Source organism: Tuberibacillus sp. Marseille-P3662, from assembly GCF_900178005.1.
Taxonomy (GTDB): domain Bacteria; phylum Bacillota; class Bacilli; order Bacillales; family Sporolactobacillaceae; genus Marseille-P3662.
Genome location: NZ_FXBS01000004.1, coordinates 330,668 through 347,925 on the forward strand (window position 1 = coordinate 330,668; position 17,258 = coordinate 347,925).

The following is a 17,258-nucleotide window of genomic DNA, read 5'->3' on the forward strand; positions in this document are numbered from 1 at the left end:
AACGGACTTATTGCCCGTTCTCTGTTTTATTCATATAGATAATGAAAGAAATCTGAAATACCTAATGCAATAGCTTTTGCCGCACGATCTTGCCAAGCTGGTGAACTTAAATGCTCAGCATCTGACGGGTTGGTGATAAACCCAAGTTCAACAAGAGCAGCCGGAACACTATTCTCTCTAAGCACATGGAAATTGCCATATTTAATACCTCTATTTTCACTATCATTTAAATTAAACACTTCAACCATTCTGTCTTGAATGAAATCAGCTAACTTTCGACTTTGCTTACCATAAGGGTTAACATCTGCTGAATAATAATAGGTTTCTGTACCATTAGCTGATTCTTCTTTGAAAGAGTTAGCATGAATACTAACGAACGCTTCAGCACCCGCTCTTTCACTCATATCAACACGTTCTTGTAATTCGTAAAACGTGTCATCATCTCGGGTTAAAAATGGGGATAATCCCATGTCCTTTAGATGCTTAGCCACTTTTTTAGCCACCTGTAGATTAATATTCTTCTCTTTAAGTCCTTGACCCGTGGCGCCTGGGTCATGGCCGCCATGGCCAGCATCAATTGTAACAACACGATTTTCTAAGACTTCATCTGCTTCCCTGATATAATTCATATGAACGTAGCCTTTTGTATTGCTATTTTGGACAAATGCCCAATGACCCACCCTATTATATATCTTTACAGAATCATTCATGTACAATTTATCAACAATATCATAGTTCGTTGACGGTCCACGGCGAACGTGTAGAACATCAGCTGTAACAACACCGTTTCCGGAGATTGATTGGGTAATGGTGACACGAAACTTTTCGTTAATTGCTCTGGCGACCATTAAGGAAAAGTCTGCCCGCGATATGTAAGCGTCCGGTCGAAAAGTATGATTAGGAAATCCATTGGTTATTCCGGCTGTTGTAACTTCATTAATAGGTTTATAGATTTGGTCATTTTGCTTAATATCGGTGTAAGAAAGAAAGCCTGTTTCGTTTAAAGAGAACGCACGCGAAATGAGGAAAGCCATCTCTTCTCTTTTAACATTGTCATGTGGACGATAGTTACCATCACTATACCCAGTAATAATGCCCTTTTCATAGGCTGACTGTATATACCCTGAAGCATAAAAGTCTTTGGCGACATCAGGAAACTTTGTACTCTGTTTCGTTCCATCCAAATTTAAAGCCTTCCCAATCATAACTGCAGCATCGGCTCTGGTCACTTCCTCATTTGGATGAAACGTGCCATTACGAAAACCTTCAATAATTCCTTGGTTGAATAAATAATTAATCTCTTCTGCCGCCCGATAGTTATCCGGGACATCCGGAAAATTTGGTGTCGCGGCGGCCGTTTGCTGGAATAACCCCAGAGATAAAAACAATCCACCAAATAATAATAATAGTTTTCTAACCATTCAACTGTCTTCCTCCCCCTATACTTGATCATTCTACATTTTAACAACTATTTCGACAAAATGATAGAATCTATTCGAACTATTTTTCAATAGATTAACGTTTAATATCAATTAGATTACTAATGATACAGAATAGTTAGTTGTGCAATACTAAGTAATAGCTTATTTTAAATTTTAAGGAGCGTTATGAATGCTACCACATTATAAAACACTCCCATCGATAAAAAGATCTTATACTGATTTTTGAAATATTTTACAACCCCATAAATTGAATGAATCGTTTAGAAGCAGAGATAAAAAGATAAAGAAAAGAACAGATGCAATGATCTGTTCTTGCACATTATTTATTGATGATAATAACTCCACACGGCTTGGACTATACGTTGGGCAGCATGACCATCACCATATGGATTGATAGCCTTTGACATGTTACTGTGAGCCTCTTCGGATACGAGTAACTCTTTCGTCATATTGTAGATGTCTGTTTCATCGGTTCCTGCAAGCTTCATAGTCCCCGCTTCAATACCTTCTGGTCTTTCCGACGTATTCCGTAAAACAAGTAGCGGAATTCCTAAGGATGACGCTTCTTCTTGTATTCCCCCAGAATCCGTTAAGACCATATAGGCCTGTGAAACAATGTTATGAAAATCAATCACATCCAGTGGTTCAATTAGATGAATACGAGAATGCTGACCAAGGACGTCATACGCTATATCACGAACAGCTGAATTCAGATGAACAGGATACACCACTTGAACGTCTTCATGTTCATCGACGATGTTTTTAACAGACCGAAAGATATTTCGCATCGGTTCTCCCAGATTTTCCCGCCTGTGAGCTGTCAAAAGAATAAACCGATTATGCTTAATTTTGTCAACCACAGAATGTGCATAGTCCTTTCTAACGGTAGTATTTAAAGCATCTATAACGGTATTGCCGGTGACATAAATCGATTCTCTTGGTTTATTTTCATTTAATAGATTTTGAGCAGCTGTTTCTGTCGGTGCAAAATGAAGATCTGCAATCACTCCCGTCAAGTTACGATTCGTCTCCTCAGGGAACGGAGAATATTTGTCCCATGTTCGCAAACCAGCTTCGACATGCCCAACAGCAATTCGGTTATATAAGGCGGCAAGACTGGCCACAAATGACGTGGTCGTGTCTCCATGAACAAAGACGAAATCAGGTTGAACGTTTTTCATAATATCGTCCAGTCCCTGTAATGCCTCTGTTGTTATATTAGTCAGTGTCTGACGATCCTTCATGATATTCAAGTCATAATCGGGTACAATATTAAATATATTTAAAACTTGGTCAAGCATTTCCCGATGTTGGGCCGTTACGGTAACAATGGATTCGATCTCTGTCGAATGTTTTTCCAGCTCTAAAACAACTGGCGCCATTTTAACCGCCTCCGGTCGGGTGCCGAAGATCGTCATGACTTTAATCGGATTTGACATTCATGGTTCTCCTTTGTTTCGTTCCGTAGTTATCTTTTATTAAAATAACTAATGAATGACTCATTCTTATTAATATAGTTAATAATCATCCCCAAAGACATTAATTTCCCTAAGGAAGCATCCGGAATATTCTCAAGCACGACATCTGGATGTAATATCCCTTCTTCTTTAAGGACATCAATCGAATGGTGAACGGTCTCTAACTGCCTTAAATGCTCAAAAAAGTGATTGCGATGATACTTTTCACCGAAGAATGTTTTCTTAAACACCTTTTGTCCTACTTTTTTACTTAGCCGTTTCCCTCGATCCGCTACATAAAGAATATTGTCTCTTATTTGATAGTGAGGTTTTGAAGATACCGTCATTCCACCTTCTGTTGTCTTAATTTTCGCAATTGAAGGGTTGACCTTTGTAATGACTTCCCTATGAAAATGATTATGGAACCTTGTCATTTTCGGCAAATGATGCGTCATTCTGATATTTTCTAATTCCAAAAGCGGTGAGTAAACATCAAAATATTGATTCGCACTGGTAATAATCCGACCCGCATTATTTTGTAAGTTAAAATAATAGTGAATCTTATCATAGGTTTCTGTATTGATCTCAGATTGATAGACCATTAGCTCTTCAAGTAGCTCATTTTTAAATGAGGCATGCCTTTGGCGATAATCCTCTGTTAAATACTCCCCAGGCATTTGTATTGGCAGAATCCGTGTATCTAAAAGTCGTTTGATATTGGAAGCCTTCCGTCTATAAAATGGAAAGTCTTGCATCCACCAGAAATCTTTATAGAGCTCCCCACCAGCCCCATTGATAACGAGGTCAATCCCCCGCCCTAACCGGTCTTGATGAGCTTGACGAGCACTATATAACCTAAGGACATCAAACAAGCCATCACCATAATAGAAAGCCTCATGAATAGATGGCTCATCCAATGACGATGGCCGTTCTGTTCGATATAATTGGTGCTCTGTCTGCCTTGAAACTGTTTCAGCAATCTTGATATCAGTATCTTCTTTTTCCCCTGTGACAGAAGCCTCAAATGGAAGACCAAAGTAATCTAAAATGGTGAAAATAAGTCTAGAATCAATACCCCCTGTAAGATCAACACTGATATTACGATCTTTTAACTGAGGTGCAAAGGCTTCAAAATAATCTATAATATTTTGATAATCAGAAGCCTCCTCAATGTGGGTTCTATTTTTCTTTAAACCAGTGACAACTCCATTGTCAAATGTCATAAGATCATCAGCAGTGAATTTCTTAACGGTGGCAAGTATTGTTCGATCAAAATGGGTCCCACCCAAGTTAAGAAACTCGACAACAGCATACTTATCAAGATCATTAGAAGTAAAATGTTCATATCTAACCAAATCAAGAAACGATGTTGAGATATGATTGGAAGAATAGAATGATTCATACATCCCGCTGTTATCGATAAAGGCGAATTGACGCTGTGCCTGTTGGTCAACGACATATAGGAAATAGTTACCCTTTAATCGGCTGATTGCTTCCCGCAACGACTGAACTCTAAGCATCTCAGCAAACTTTTTAAGTGAAGCCATTCCTGGCGAGCAACCGTCGATATAAATAAACCCATTTAAATAAAATTCAAAGCCGTCCACTTCGAATTTTTCTTCATACGCCTTTAAGTCAGATACTCTGTCGTTATTTATAATCACAAGTATCAATCCCTTCATAAGCAGCTTCATATCATTCTACCCAATTGAAACAAGCATGAAACAAAGTCATTGAACCCAATAAAAATAAACAATCGTCACCGCCATAATCATAACAATAAGATTTAACGGCGTTCCGATTTTAGCATAATCTACAAACCGATAACGACCGGGACCATAGACAATCAAATTCGTTTGATAACCTATTGGTGTGATGAAAGCGGCCGAGGCAGCAATCGCTACAATTACAGCAAATGCTGTAGGGTCCACATCTACTTGTTCAGCAGTAGACACGGCTATCGGAATCATCATCGCAGCTGCGGCGCTATTTGTGATCGTCTCTGTAAAAATATTCGTCAAAATATAGATAATAAATAAAAGCGCCACAATCCCAAGAGGCTGTCCGATTTGAACAAGTCCCGACGCAACCCAACTCGCCGCTCCCGTCTTGTCTAGGGCTGTACCAATCCCGAGGGCACTGGCGATCAGCAGCAAAATATTAAATTGCACGTTTTTTTTCGCTTCTTCAGGTGTAATAACCTTCGTCACCAGTAAAATAATTACGGCCAGGGCCATTGCCTTGAACATAGAAAGCACTTGGAAAGTGACCATTAGAATCATCACTAACAATGTGCTGACAGCAATCCAGCCTTTTCTCGTTTCACTTTTAGCCTCTTGTTCAGAAACAAGTGTTGTGTCCAAGGGTGTGACAACATAAAAATCATTATATTGACTGTGACGCTTCATGAAATCAGCCCCCGCCAACAGCAACAATGTATCTCCTGGTTTGAGTGTGATATCACCGATTTTACTTTTTATACGTTCATTGTTGCGATGGACAGCGATTACGGCAGCATCATACTTCCCTCGAAATTGCGTATCCTTTAACTTACTATATAGTAAAGACGATTGATGGGACACAACGGTTTCCACGAGCTGAGAGTTCTTACTTTCTAATGTATCTAATGATAAGTCAGAATCAGATTCTAGGCGTAGTCCTTTAATTTTCTGTAATTCTGCGATGGTTGACACCATCCCAGTGAAAATTAGGCGATCACCGGATTGGATCTGAGTTGTTGAATTAACCGGACTGATCCGTTCATCGCCTCGAATAATCTCAATTAAAAAGAGTCCTTGTAAATTCCGTAAACCTGCGCGCTCAATCGATTGATTAAGATACGCATAATGCGGTTCAACGGCCATCTCCGCCAAGTATTCCCGGGCATTCTCATCAAACGTTTCAGATAGCGCCTTATAATTCGGCAGTAATTTATAACCAATGGTCGCAATATAGATCAAGCCAACAATCGCTGCTGGAATGCCAACAATCGCGAGTTGAAAAAGGGAAAAACCTTGGTATTCGCGGTCAGTCAACCAGCCATGGACAACCAAATTGGTTGACGTCCCCATTAACGTAATCATACCGCCTAAAATTGTACAATAAGACAGTGGAATTAAAAACTTGGATGGTGATAGTTGATGATCTTCGCACCACTTCCGGATAATCGGTGTAAATGTAACCACGATAGGTGTATTATTCACAAACGCTGACAAGCCAGAAAGCGGCACCATCATTTTGAATAAATTCCACTTGGGCTTCCGATCAGACTTGAGGACACGAGATATTAACCGATCAAAAAAGCCGCTTTTCCGAATAGCCCCAGCAATAATAAACAGCAAGGCAATTGTCAACATGCCTTCATTCGAGAAGCCTTGAAGCGCTAACTCTGGCGTTAAAACCCCTGTTAATAAGAAGAGGGTCAAAACACTAAATAAAATCATGTCAGGCCGGGCCACTTCAAACACAAGCCCGACCACCATTAGAACAACGACAACTAAAACAAACCCAATTTTCAACGTCACAATGGATCACGCCTTATTCTTAACATGGGTCAATCAACTAGTTTTCTTTCATCCCTTTAACCAGTATCTCAGCAACTTCAGGACGTGTAAATTGCGGTGGCGGAAATTCCCCGTTACGCAATAAACCACGCACTTTCGTTCCGCTTAAAATGAAGCGATCCTCTTTGTCATGTGGGCAGGTCTTCATAGAAGCCATTTGGTCACACTTTTGGCAGTAAAAACTGTGCTCAAACTTAAAGATGTGCATGCCCATTTCTTCTTCGTACTGACTAATCAAGTCTTGGGCTTCATATGTGCCATAATAATCACCGACACCCGCGTGATCACGGCCGACAACAAAGTGGGTACAGCCATAATTTTTCCTTACAAGCGCGTGTAAAATGGCTTCACGAGGTCCGCCGTAGCGCATCGCCGCCGGGTAAATCGCTAGGCGTACACGATCTTTAGGATAATAGTTATCTAGTAACACTTGATAGCTTTCCATGCGAATATCAGCTGGAATGTCGTCGCTCTTCGTTTCGCCAACTAATGGATTCAGCAATAGCCCGTCAACATTCTCCAAAGCCAATTTCTGAATATATTCATGCGCCCGGTGAACTGGATTTCTCGTTTGGAAACCAACAACCGTGTTCCAGCCTAGATCAGCAAATAATTGTCGAGTTTCGCTGGGCTTATAGTAAAAGGCTTCAAATGGTTCGTGGCTCGGACGATTGATCATAACAATGGGTCCGGCCAAATACACGTCTCCATTATCAAATAAACGTTTGACACCGGGATGCTCAATATCTGTTGTCCCATAAACGTTCTTCGCTTCTTTTTCTTTATTAGGCTGATACTTTTCCTCTAGTTGCAAAACACCGTATGTAATCCCATCTTCACCTTGTAAGGCCACTTCTTGCCCGATCTGTAAACCGTTCGCCATTTCAGAAGTCACCGGTAGGGTAATCGGAATACTCCAAACAGCGCCATTCGCCAAATGAAGATTGTCAACCACATTATTGTAGTCTTTTTCACCCATAAAACCTGTTAATGGACTGAATCCGCCAATCGCAATCAATTCAACATCAGAAATACTCCATTTCGAAATCGTTAAGGATGGCATATCGCCTAATCGATTCATATAAGCGTCGCGTTCAGCACCTTGTAATTCGCGCTGAACAAGTTGACCGCCGTGCGGCTCGATGGTTGCTGTTGTAGTCATTGAACATTCCTCCTATTGTTATCTTAAAATTATACTTATTATTGTTACTTCGTTGCAATTCTGAGAATATATCCGCCAATCATTAGTAAATTAGGATTTCTATCATTCCAGCAAAATTAACGATTTTGACCTACATATTATAACATTTTGGTTGACAAAATTCGATACGATTCATTCTTAATTTTTTCTTAGTTATTGAGTCAATTTCATAAATGCTCTATATTCATCATTGATCCGAACACTCGAACGGTCTAATGTATTAACGTTTGTCAAATCAGTGCGTTAACATCGTTGATTGGAACGGAAGGCGGCGACTCCTGCGGGAATAGCATGAGTCTTGAGACCCCGCAATGCGAAGCATGAGAAGGCTCAAGCCATGCCCGCGGAAAGCGTCCGCCTAGAGTGGCAATCAATAGGCCAAGCACACTGACAAATGTTTGGGTTTTCTGCTTTAGTCTTGAATGATGAAATTGACTCAGTTATTTAAAGCATAATCCCCTAACCTGCCCCTCCCTCAATTTCCTCAAAGCCTGCTTCCGCCAATTCTTAACGGTTTCAATAGGCATGCCGAGGTCACTAGCAATCTCCCCAACCTTCTTTTGCTCAATAATGGCATGCCGCACCCAGGTCTGTTCACCTTTATTAAGTTTGTCTATATAGGGTTCGAGCATATCCTCCTCAAGAATAGGTACCTGTGATTCGTCGACAATCTGACCGAAATAGGTTTCATCTGGAAAGTTGTGACGTTCCAAATAGCTCAGCTCACGTTTCAATTCATCCATCATCTTGCCTCTCACATTCACGATGGCATAGGTCGAGAACTTGCCCTTGTCTGGTTGATAAGTTTGCTGGGCTTGCCACAAACCCAGCAAACCGCACTGGTAATAACGATCGTAATCTTTATAGATGCCAAGGGATGTGATTTGCTTTTTAATCATAGAATCATAGTTTTGAGACAGTTCTTCAAAAGATACCTCGCACTGTGACACTTTGCTTTCCCTTCGAAAAGCGCGCCTTTCTGTGAATTCCGCGGTACCTTTAATATAGATAAACATTGAATGTCGTTCACATGAGGAAAATTGACAAATCTCCGTGTCGAATGAGGGGATTTTTAACGTTTCCTTGAGAGATTTTTGAAGTTTGGGGGTGAGCGAGTACGCGTTTTTTAAAGAATCCCCCAAATTTAAATTTTTTCCGGAAACACTATAGAAGCTGTCTGTTTGATATTGTGAATGTCTGTTTGGAACAGTGAGCGCTAATTTTGGAACGGTTAATACGCATTGTGGAACGATCAGCTCTCATACTGAAAGGTCATCCCTTTTTGCCACAAAACATCAATAATTAAATAAACCGCCCGCAAAAAACGATCTTTTGAAAAGGCTCTGAAAGATTGTTGCTTTTAAATTATGAAAGCTAAAGATCGAAAAAGTTGATTGGAGCGGAAGGTGCGTCGAGATTCGGAACACTTAAACTTAGTGTGTTCCTCAGCGCCGCTTACTCAAGATGTCTTGCTAGAGTCCTGCGGGACGAGCGGGACAGGTGAGACCCCACAGGCGCAGCGCGCCGAGGAGGCTCACCGCCCGCCCCGCGGAAAGCGAGCATCCTGGAGCGGAAATCAACCTTTGGAAAAATAACAGTATTCATCAGCAATTTTTGAAAAACATCCCCCCCGTTTTTCTTTCTGAGCTCTATATATACAGTGAAGACCCCTATTTCATATCTCAGGAGTGAAAATCAATGAAACCCGGTTTGATTCAGCAATATCAACATTTCAGTCAATTCACCGATGTCCCGTCGTTTAATCGGACAATCAAACAATTCTTAGATCATCATGGCGAGGCGTTTTCCAAAGGGGAACGGCTTGCTTTCACGATTTTGACGCAGCATAGTGTGAAGGTGGTCGGTGTGTGCAATGCACGGATCGCGAAGCTTGTGGCTGCCGGACATCATAAACATAAAGAAGGTCCCTCACGTTCCACATTTGAGCGGATGCTACGGAAGGCGAAACAATTGGGGATTTTGTCGACACATCATACAGTGCGAGCAAAAGGTGGCTTCTCTCATAATATTTTTGTTTTTCAAGCTGCTGATGCACCGTCGGACGAACATCTGACAGAGCGTGACGGATCGATAGACAACCGCTGTGACGCAGATCATGACTCTTCAACAGCCGAAAAAACGAGTTTTTTTCAAGCTCCTAAAGAAAAAGATCTAAAGAATGTCATAGAGAACGTTAAGTCACATGATCTTGACGCTGCCCAAACAAAATGGACAGATCTAGATCATACCTTTGTTCCGTCTAACATTCCTGAAGATTTTGTCGCTGTTGTTAAACCTTTTTTTGCTCATGCACATGAGATTTTTAAGTTATGGGGAAAAGCCCAGCAGGCCTACCGTAGCTACCACTTCAACATGCCGTTGGAATGGCATGTTTCGACTGTGATCCAGGCTTTTAAAGAAACCGTGTTTCACTATAAACGCCGGGCTATCAGAACGTCCTTCGTCCAATATTATTATGGAGTTCTGAGAGGGTTATTCGCGGTTGAAAAGCGGCGTGAATTCTATGAAAAGCATCCGGAGTGGAATTGGCTGGAGATGTGACTTCATTAGGTGTTATGCATGATATCCTAATTCGCCAAGTGAGATATATTAATGCCCAATTTGGGGCACTATAATAAGTAACAGGCCTATAAGGAGTGATATATATTAGTTGGAAAGAGGAATTAATCAATGATATGAACCAAAACAAAATAAAGAACTCGGCATTAGCGATTGATACATCTACTAATGAGTACCCAAAAGAAACGATCAAAGATATCATCAATTTGATCAATAAAACCCTTGTTGAAATACCCATGATATTCGCAGACTTCAAGATCAGACAATTAACAACGACCAAAGAAAAAGTCGCCATCCCCTATAAGAAACATGGGAAAGGGTCCTATACAGATGTTCTTGAATGGTGTGAGGAAAACGAAGTCAATCAACTTTATTACATAACGGATTTAACCGGTTATATCTGGGATGACATTGAAGTTAATTACGATGTCACTTGGTTAGTTCCATTTAATTTCAAACCCAAACCACCATTTGGAGAAGTGATTCAAACCTACTGACAAGCTAATATGCTTGTCATTTTTTATTTTAAGATCAATTAGTCCTGTGTTTTTATAAAAATTTTCATTCTTTTGTAAAAACTACTATGTTTTATCGTTGCCTTCAGTTATAATAGACATATATCCCCAGTTAGTGAAATAATCTTAAAAATGAAGAGGAGGAACATCAATGGAAAAGGTTCTTACTGAGCAAGATCATTATGAAATATCGAGGAGTACAATGGCACTGATACCTTATAACCATTCTCTGTACAATTTGAAGGTGATAGACACAGAAGGGGATCATTACTTAATAAAGTCACCGACCCAATTGATTCATGAGGCTTGCGTAGCGAGAGCATCAACCTACGATGGAAGACGTAAAGCTGTGAAGATGCACTTGCATATTCCGAAAAAGGTACCGATTCCTGTCTCACCAATCGAAAACATCTATGTCTTTCCCACACACTCACCCGATCAATTTCACTGCCATTGGATTGCTTATCGCCATATTCATGACATTCATTCGCTAACCAATCAGACATCGTTAGTCACCTTTAAAAACGGCCGACAGCTAAAACTCAATCTCTCCTACTACTCACTAGAAAAACAACTGCACCGCACCACCTATTGCATGTCAAGTTATTCTAAAATTGATGAGTGCTTAACTTTGCTTCATACCCTATGCAACAAATTAGGCGCGCCCATAACGACGATATAAAGCTTTTAGGTCCATGAGGCAACAATCAGCAAGACGAACCAAGCATCTAATCTTGCAAGCCCAAAATCCGATGTCAGGTGGCATTGGATTTTTTATATGGACCATTGAAGATAGAAGAACCAGCTCTTAATTTCTATTTTTCTTTCCTCATGGCCCTTCTTTCCGCATAGCTCACACATTTAAAACACACAGCAACCCTTTCTCCTTGATTATTAAGATAATACCGGGGCTCCACGGCTTTATTGTGACACAGATAACACTTTTCTGTTCCAGTTATTCTTCTTAACCAGTTCAGCACTTTGGATGCCTCCTTTTAATCATCTGTCATTTGGGATTGATCGTCACCCTATTGTCTTTATATGTATTATTATGACTGTATGTCACCTAAGATGTCCACTTACGGACACTGACAACTTGAACCAGTCAATCGGGTCAATCACAACCCGATCGGATAGATCATCCGTCGAAATCACCATTTTTTCTGATAAGGTTATCCGATTTAAACCCTATATCATTTCCTTATACTACCTTGAAATTTAGGCCCCAAATCCCAGTTATAGAAAGGCAATTTGATGCGAATACTATGGACATGAGGAGATCAATAATGGTTGGTAACCCATTTTTCCTCTAACAGCGCCCACCCTTTAAAAAAGGGTGGGCCTGTTTTTTTTGATCTTAACTTGATTATTCCAATACGCCTAACAAAAGATGTTCAAACACCTCGTGCTTGTTCAATTCTGTGAAGATCGACGTGTCAATGAAATCCCATTTCAGCGGCGTGATAAATCCGGCACCGGCATCGTTGACTTGTTCAGGTTCTTGAACAACGTGGGTACCCTCTTTAGCACCGCTGGTAAGTTCCACATCACCTGTCACTTGCAATCCTGTTTTGACCTGTTGCTTGATGACGGTACCATTGTTTGATAGCACCCATGTGTAGTCTTGTTTATCGTTCGTTTCAATCGTTTGTTCTGGCAAAACTAAAGCGTCTTGGGCTTCATCGATTACAAATGCCAGTTGTGTATGATAGCCAACTTGTAAGTCTTCCGTCTGTTCTTCCAATTCAACAGTAAAGGCGTACTTGCTCGCTTGTTCGGTTTCCGGCTCATCGACAGGCACGGGCTTGATGTCAGTAAGCGTCCCCGTTCTTTTGCCTTTAACCGCTGATGACCGTATGTAGGTTTTCATACCGCTTTTGACCAGTCTCGTGGCCTGCTCGCTTAACTTACCATGAACCGCGATGTCTTCGGAGGCGATCGCGATAACAGGATTATTTAAATCGTGATGGATGGTCTGCACAACGCCTGAATAAGGACTTGTCACGGTCACACTTGACGGACTGTCCATAAGGCTTTGCAGCTGACTTTCGTAGGTCTCTCGTTTCGTTTCTAACATATCCCTTTTAAGTTCGTTTTGCGAGATTTTCATCTCAATCTCATATTCTGTTGCCAGCGTTTGATCAGATGTTGATTGATCACCACTATTGACAGTCACATCTTCATTTTCTGTTTCCTCGGGGACAGTATCCTTTAATGTTTCTAATTGGTTGATGTTCAGTTCAATATCGTCAATCTGCCCTTCAAGTTTATCAATTTTTCCTTCTAAGTATTGGCGGTTCTCAGCCGCATCGGTGACGGCGTATTCATAAAGAGGATCCCCGCTCTCTACCGTGTCGCCCTTTTGCACAAAAAATGATTGGAAGGAACCCAAGGAAGGATCGAAATACATACGTTCAGTTGTCGCAGGTGCAACCACACCTGATGATGCAATGGTTTCGACTAAATGATCGGTTGTTACACGCTCCCAATCACTAACGTAATTAAGTCGTTCGGCGGCGCTGCTATCCTTGTATATCAGATAAACGTTCACCCCGATAAATACAACGATGGCCGCCACCCAAATCGATAACTTTTGCTTTGGTTTCAAGTGCCTCACCCCTTTTACAGCTTGAATTTAAATGAGCCGTGTAAAATTGACAGAAGCCAAAACAGCCTCGATGATCCAGAAGATGACATTGATCATAACGACCATCAGTAAAATGTTCTTCCAACTCATTTCCCGATTAAGCCGTTTAATGCCCTTATACTGAACGATCACGGCCCATAGCTTAAGCAGCGAAACAATGCCTAAACATTTAATCACGAATTCATTATGTGTGATGAATTGTCCGATGACACCTAAGGATAAAGGTGAGGAAAACCACTCGATGCCGCCCCAAATTACGAGAGGAATCATGATGACTTTTTCAATCAGAAGAATGGATAGGACAAAGAGTTGCACAATCACGAGTTTGCCATAAGTGCTAGGCGTTAACGTCCAATATAATAGACTTGGAACCAACAATATGATCACAGCAAACAGGAGGCCCAAAATAGCTTTGCCAAATATGTACATTAATTTTGTCGCCGCAAAGGTTTCCGGGGACACCTGGGCTAAGCTGCCGGATAGCACTTCCGTTCCCAATCCAAACCCCGCACTGATGGAAAAAATAATAATACTTAATAGCATTAACAGAATCAATCGCCAGCGGAATCCCTTATAGCTTTCAGCGATGGTCAATTGATAGAAAGATAGATTCGGTTTAAACAAGCCTCTTAGCAGTCGAACGTCATACATAAGGATATCCTCCAAAATTTTGCCTTTCCTTATTCAATTGTAACCAAATTTTAGACAATATTCTACAATTATTTGTATACATCTTCCCTGATTTTAAGCTATTAGTCTTGAAAAGGGATCGTTCCTACTAAAAAAGCGGGTGCCCATTTTTCGGGACACCCGCTTTTCTGCCTATTCATCAACTAACAAGTAGAGGTCAAAGGATTCATCAGTGTTGAAGTGAACTGGAACATGGATCGCTTGTCTAAAGCCGGTTATTTGTGAGTCACCATCCATAACTGTCGGAGCTGTGATGTCTATCTTAATGCCTTGATGATAGATGTTCGTTGACAAACCTCCGGCAATCATATTACCGATCTCCCCTGTGAAGGATTTCAACATTTCCCCTTCCAAAGGCATCCCGAACATTTTTTCACCAATGTTAGCAAATGTTTGATGGTGACCGTTAATCACCAATTTACCTTTGAAATCGCCGGTAATACCAATGAAGACACCGAATGTGACTTGTAAAGGGGTTTCAAGCAAACCGGGTTTCGAAATCGAATGGTCTAAAGATAGAGCCGTCTTAAGTGATTGTAATGTCCCATTGATCAAATGGGTAATGGTTCCATTTGTTGCAGTCGTCAAAGCGTGACACACCTTTCTTATTTTGATGATTCGGGGGTATGATTCATTGTTCCATTGCCTATGTATTCAGTTGTTATTCGGGGTCTGATGATTCTATCTGAAAGAGCTGCCGCTGCAGTTGGATGATCGTCATCATTTTCTCACTATCAAATTATATATCGGTTAAGAGAACCAGATTATAAAGGGAGCGTTGCACCTGAAAATAAAAAAAGCAGGTAAGTGAGGATCACGCGATCTCTCACTTACCTGCTTGATGCATTTTAGTAGCTTTTGGCACCTAGATAGCGGCTGTCCCAATAGGAACCGTTGAGGCTGCTGATGGTAACACCTCTGGACGATGAGGCGTGAATGAAACGATTGCCTCCTAAGGAGATCCCTGCATGTGAGACGCCACCAGAACCGTCAGTTGAGAAGAAGACAAGATCACCAGCGCTTGGGCTTGATACGCTGCTTCCAGCGCTGTATTGACCTCCTGATGTCCGCGGCACGCTCACTCCAGCCTTGGAAAACACATATTGGATAAAGCCGCTACAGTCAAAACCATTTGGCGTGGTACCGCCATATTGATATGGAACACCGATAAGCTGTTGGGCAATTGATGTCACACTGCCGCCGGATACATGTCTATGAGATTTCGCCGACGACGATTTCGACTTTGTTGATTGATCCGAACTTGAACTTCTTTGATTGGACGCATTTCCTTGATCACTGCTGTCATTATTAAAGGTCCGTGTATGAACTTGTTCCTCTTGCTGTTCTTGTTCGGCTTGGCGCTCACGGATCTTCTTTTTATGGTCTTTCACTTTTTGGCTCAGTTGTTGGATGGTTTTATCATCGGCAATGCCATCCGTCGATTTGATGTCATGATCTTTTTGAAACTGCTTAACAGCATCAGCGGTGAAATCACTATAAACACCATAAGCCTCACCATCGAGATAACCCAGCGTAATCAGTTTCTTCTGCAAGTTTGTTACTTTTTCTCCCTTATCATGTACAGACAAGTTGTTCTGGGCACGTTTTTGCTGCTTGGCATAAGCTTCCTGGACCTCGTTCTCTTTGATTGTATTCTTGAGAGCGATGCCTTTCTTTACGTACCATTCTTTCATATGATCTACACTGTCTGAGCTATATGTATAATTGCTAGCTTGGGACTTAGAAGCAACATCCTGCACCAAGTTCGCTGCTTCCTGATCACCTTGCCCTGCACCCATCAACATGAAGGATAATGTAAACACTTGCAAAGGATTCATGAAAAAACCGTCCAATCTACAAAGAATTTGTCGAGTCTTAGTTTAGTAGATTAATGTTACAAGAAGATTAAAGAGAGATTTTAAATAGATTAAATTTAGGTAGATTGTCCTGTTTTTTATATCATCCAAACGTTGTCCCCTGCCATTCCGTGGTTCAATAGCGTTAAAAAATTTAATTTTATGAGGTTGTACCTATAACGGACAGGCTATTTTTTAATGTATTTTTTAATCATATGTGTCAACAAGGCGAGCCAGCCTGCGATACAACCGAGCCACAACGTAAACAAGCGGATCAGCAGCGTAGCTGTCAAGGCGTCTGGAGCCGATGCCCCGAAAAAAATCATGAGACCAAATAATGAACCTTCAATCGCTCCTAAACCACCAGGAAGGAAACTGAATGCCCCAATCAACGCGCTGAGTGTAAAAATCAACAGGGCTGCAAGCCATGATATCGGGGTACCAAGCGCCAGATTAAACCCATAAAAAATGGCACACTCCACTAACCAATAACATAAACTTAGAATAGTGGCCACTGTGAAGACTTTCACCGACAGCAAGCGTCTAATACTTAATAAAATACGCCAAAGCGGTGTGCGAAACCGCCTTAGGACAACGGGAAAGGTCACCCCATGAACAAGCCTCGCTCCTAACGATTTTGAATAAATCACCATGACTCCGGCAATCATCAATATAAACGCCATACATGTGGGAAACCAGCCTCGCGGAAAAACGATTAATCCGATAGCAGCTAATATCATAACCGCGGCCAAATCAGCTAATCGCTCGAACAACACCGCTGCAGATGTCACAGTTGTACGTTTACCTGTTATTTGTCTTAGCCAGTAGGTTTTAATCAATTCACCAGCTTTACCTGGTGTGATAGCCATGGAGAGCCCGATCATGTAAACACTGGCGTTTTGACGCAGAGAGATGTCAACCTTCTGATGCTTGGTGAGATAATGCCATTTACTAATACGGATCGCATAGACAATCATCATCGCGAACACAGCTAACCCATACACGGGGAGCGGCACAGTGTGTAATCTTGTCCCTATATTTTTAATGTCACTTGCCAAAAGTAAGACGGATGTGACAGCAACACCTAATAGAAGCCCAATCATTGCCCGGTATAACAACGGTTTCGTCTCCTTTTAGAGGTGCCAAGCACCCTAATTTTGTGGGCATGCATGATACCTATATTAAACGGAAGAGAAAAGCTTCGCAATCACCAGTGTTTATCTGCTATGATGGCTTGGGTATTTCTGTGCAAAAGCACTTCCCGCTTGGCAAGTACGACGGTTTTCAGAAAACCGTCGTAGTGAAAT

At 41.3% G+C, this 17,258-nt stretch carries 14 protein-coding genes; 3 read left to right on the plus strand and 11 right to left on the minus strand.

The annotated features are described in order from the left end of the window. Nucleotides 1-26 precede the first annotated feature (26 nt). From B9Y89_RS05215 to B9Y89_RS05240, 6 genes are all read right to left on the minus strand, one after another. Nucleotides 27-1,421 (minus strand): N-acetylmuramoyl-L-alanine amidase, encoded by a 1,395-nt coding sequence (locus B9Y89_RS05215; protein ID WP_085522171.1) that lies wholly within the window; start codon nt 1,419-1,421, stop codon nt 27-29. A gap of 344 nt (nt 1,422-1,765) precedes the next feature. Next, the gene (wecB, locus tag B9Y89_RS05220; protein ID WP_085522172.1) at nt 1,766-2,881 is read right to left on the minus strand and encodes a non-hydrolyzing UDP-N-acetylglucosamine 2-epimerase; all 1,116 of its coding nucleotides are present in this window, start codon (nt 2,879-2,881) and stop codon (nt 1,766-1,768) included. A 29-nt stretch (nt 2,882-2,910) separates the two neighbouring features. Then, nucleotides 2,911-4,593, minus strand: a complete 1,683-nt coding sequence (locus B9Y89_RS05225) for a hypothetical protein (RefSeq protein ID WP_085522173.1) — start codon at nt 4,591-4,593, stop codon at nt 2,911-2,913. A gap of 36 nt (nt 4,594-4,629) precedes the next feature. Continuing rightward, entirely contained in the window at nt 4,630-6,423 is a 1,794-nt protein-coding gene (locus tag B9Y89_RS05230; protein ID WP_085522174.1) for an SLC13 family permease, read from the minus strand. Nucleotides 6,424-6,460: 37 nt separating this feature from the next. Then, nucleotides 6,461-7,624, minus strand: a complete 1,164-nt coding sequence (gene sat, locus B9Y89_RS05235; RefSeq protein ID WP_085522175.1) for a sulfate adenylyltransferase — start codon at nt 7,622-7,624, stop codon at nt 6,461-6,463. A 479-nt stretch (nt 7,625-8,103) separates the two neighbouring features. Further along, nucleotides 8,104-8,613, minus strand: coding sequence for a sigma-70 family RNA polymerase sigma factor (locus B9Y89_RS05240; RefSeq protein WP_176222112.1), 510 nt, complete (start codon nt 8,611-8,613; stop codon nt 8,104-8,106). A gap of 748 nt (nt 8,614-9,361) precedes the next feature. Here B9Y89_RS05240 and B9Y89_RS05250 point away from each other — a divergent pair. The 3 genes from B9Y89_RS05250 (at nt 9,362) to B9Y89_RS05260 (ending at nt 11,440) form a co-directional block, all read left to right on the plus strand. Continuing rightward, nucleotides 9,362-10,225 carry a hypothetical protein gene (locus B9Y89_RS05250; protein ID WP_085522178.1) on the plus strand — a complete coding sequence of 288 codons (864 nt, stop codon included), beginning with the start codon at nt 9,362-9,364 and terminating at the stop codon, nt 10,223-10,225. 134 nt (nt 10,226-10,359) lie between these two features. Continuing rightward, the gene (locus B9Y89_RS05255) at nt 10,360-10,740 is read left to right on the plus strand and encodes a VWA-like domain-containing protein (protein ID WP_085522179.1); all 381 of its coding nucleotides are present in this window, start codon (nt 10,360-10,362) and stop codon (nt 10,738-10,740) included. Between the two features lie 169 nt (nt 10,741-10,909). Further along, nucleotides 10,910-11,440: a competence protein ComK gene (locus B9Y89_RS05260; RefSeq protein ID WP_085522180.1), complete on the plus strand. Its 531-nt coding sequence runs from the start codon at nt 10,910-10,912 to the stop codon at nt 11,438-11,440. 684 nt (nt 11,441-12,124) lie between these two features. Here B9Y89_RS05260 and B9Y89_RS05265 read toward each other — a convergent pair. The 5 genes from B9Y89_RS05265 to B9Y89_RS05285 all read right to left on the minus strand — a co-directional run bounded on the left by B9Y89_RS05265 (nt 12,125) and on the right by B9Y89_RS05285 (nt 17,069). After that, entirely contained in the window at nt 12,125-13,366 is a 1,242-nt protein-coding gene (locus tag B9Y89_RS05265; RefSeq protein ID WP_085522181.1) for an efflux RND transporter periplasmic adaptor subunit, read from the minus strand. Nucleotides 13,367-13,393: 27 nt separating this feature from the next. Further along, nucleotides 13,394-14,056 (minus strand): hypothetical protein, encoded by a 663-nt coding sequence (locus B9Y89_RS05270; RefSeq protein WP_085522182.1) that lies wholly within the window; start codon nt 14,054-14,056, stop codon nt 13,394-13,396. A gap of 171 nt (nt 14,057-14,227) precedes the next feature. Next, nucleotides 14,228-14,683, minus strand: a complete 456-nt coding sequence (locus B9Y89_RS05275) for a chemotaxis protein CheX (RefSeq protein WP_085522183.1) — start codon at nt 14,681-14,683, stop codon at nt 14,228-14,230. 260 nt (nt 14,684-14,943) lie between these two features. Then, a complete protein-coding gene (locus B9Y89_RS05280; RefSeq protein WP_085522184.1) occupies nt 14,944-15,933 on the minus strand; it encodes a C40 family peptidase in 990 nt (329 codons plus the stop codon). Between the two features lie 206 nt (nt 15,934-16,139). Then, nucleotides 16,140-17,069, minus strand: coding sequence for a lysylphosphatidylglycerol synthase transmembrane domain-containing protein (locus B9Y89_RS05285; RefSeq protein WP_085522185.1), 930 nt, complete (start codon nt 17,067-17,069; stop codon nt 16,140-16,142). Between the last annotated feature and the right edge of the window lie 189 nt (nt 17,070-17,258).

Coding starts and splice junctions, on each gene's coding strand:
- B9Y89_RS05250 (WP_085522178.1), top strand. CDS start 9,362: ATGAAACCCGGTTTGATTCAGCAATATCAACATTTCAGTCAATTCACC.
- B9Y89_RS05225 (WP_085522173.1), bottom strand. CDS start 4,593: ATGAAGCTGCTTATGAAGGGATTGATACTTGTGATTATAAATAACGAC.
- B9Y89_RS05270 (WP_085522182.1), bottom strand. CDS start 14,056: ATGTATGACGTTCGACTGCTAAGAGGCTTGTTTAAACCGAATCTATCT.
- B9Y89_RS05255 (WP_085522179.1), top strand. CDS start 10,360: ATGAACCAAAACAAAATAAAGAACTCGGCATTAGCGATTGATACATCT.
- sat (WP_085522175.1), bottom strand. CDS start 7,624: ATGACTACAACAGCAACCATCGAGCCGCACGGCGGTCAACTTGTTCAG.
- B9Y89_RS05260 (WP_085522180.1), top strand. CDS start 10,910: ATGGAAAAGGTTCTTACTGAGCAAGATCATTATGAAATATCGAGGAGT.
- B9Y89_RS05280 (WP_085522184.1), bottom strand. CDS start 15,933: ATGAATCCTTTGCAAGTGTTTACATTATCCTTCATGTTGATGGGTGCA.
- wecB (WP_085522172.1), bottom strand. CDS start 2,881: ATGTCAAATCCGATTAAAGTCATGACGATCTTCGGCACCCGACCGGAG.
- B9Y89_RS05215 (WP_085522171.1), bottom strand. CDS start 1,421: ATGGTTAGAAAACTATTATTATTATTTGGTGGATTGTTTTTATCTCTG.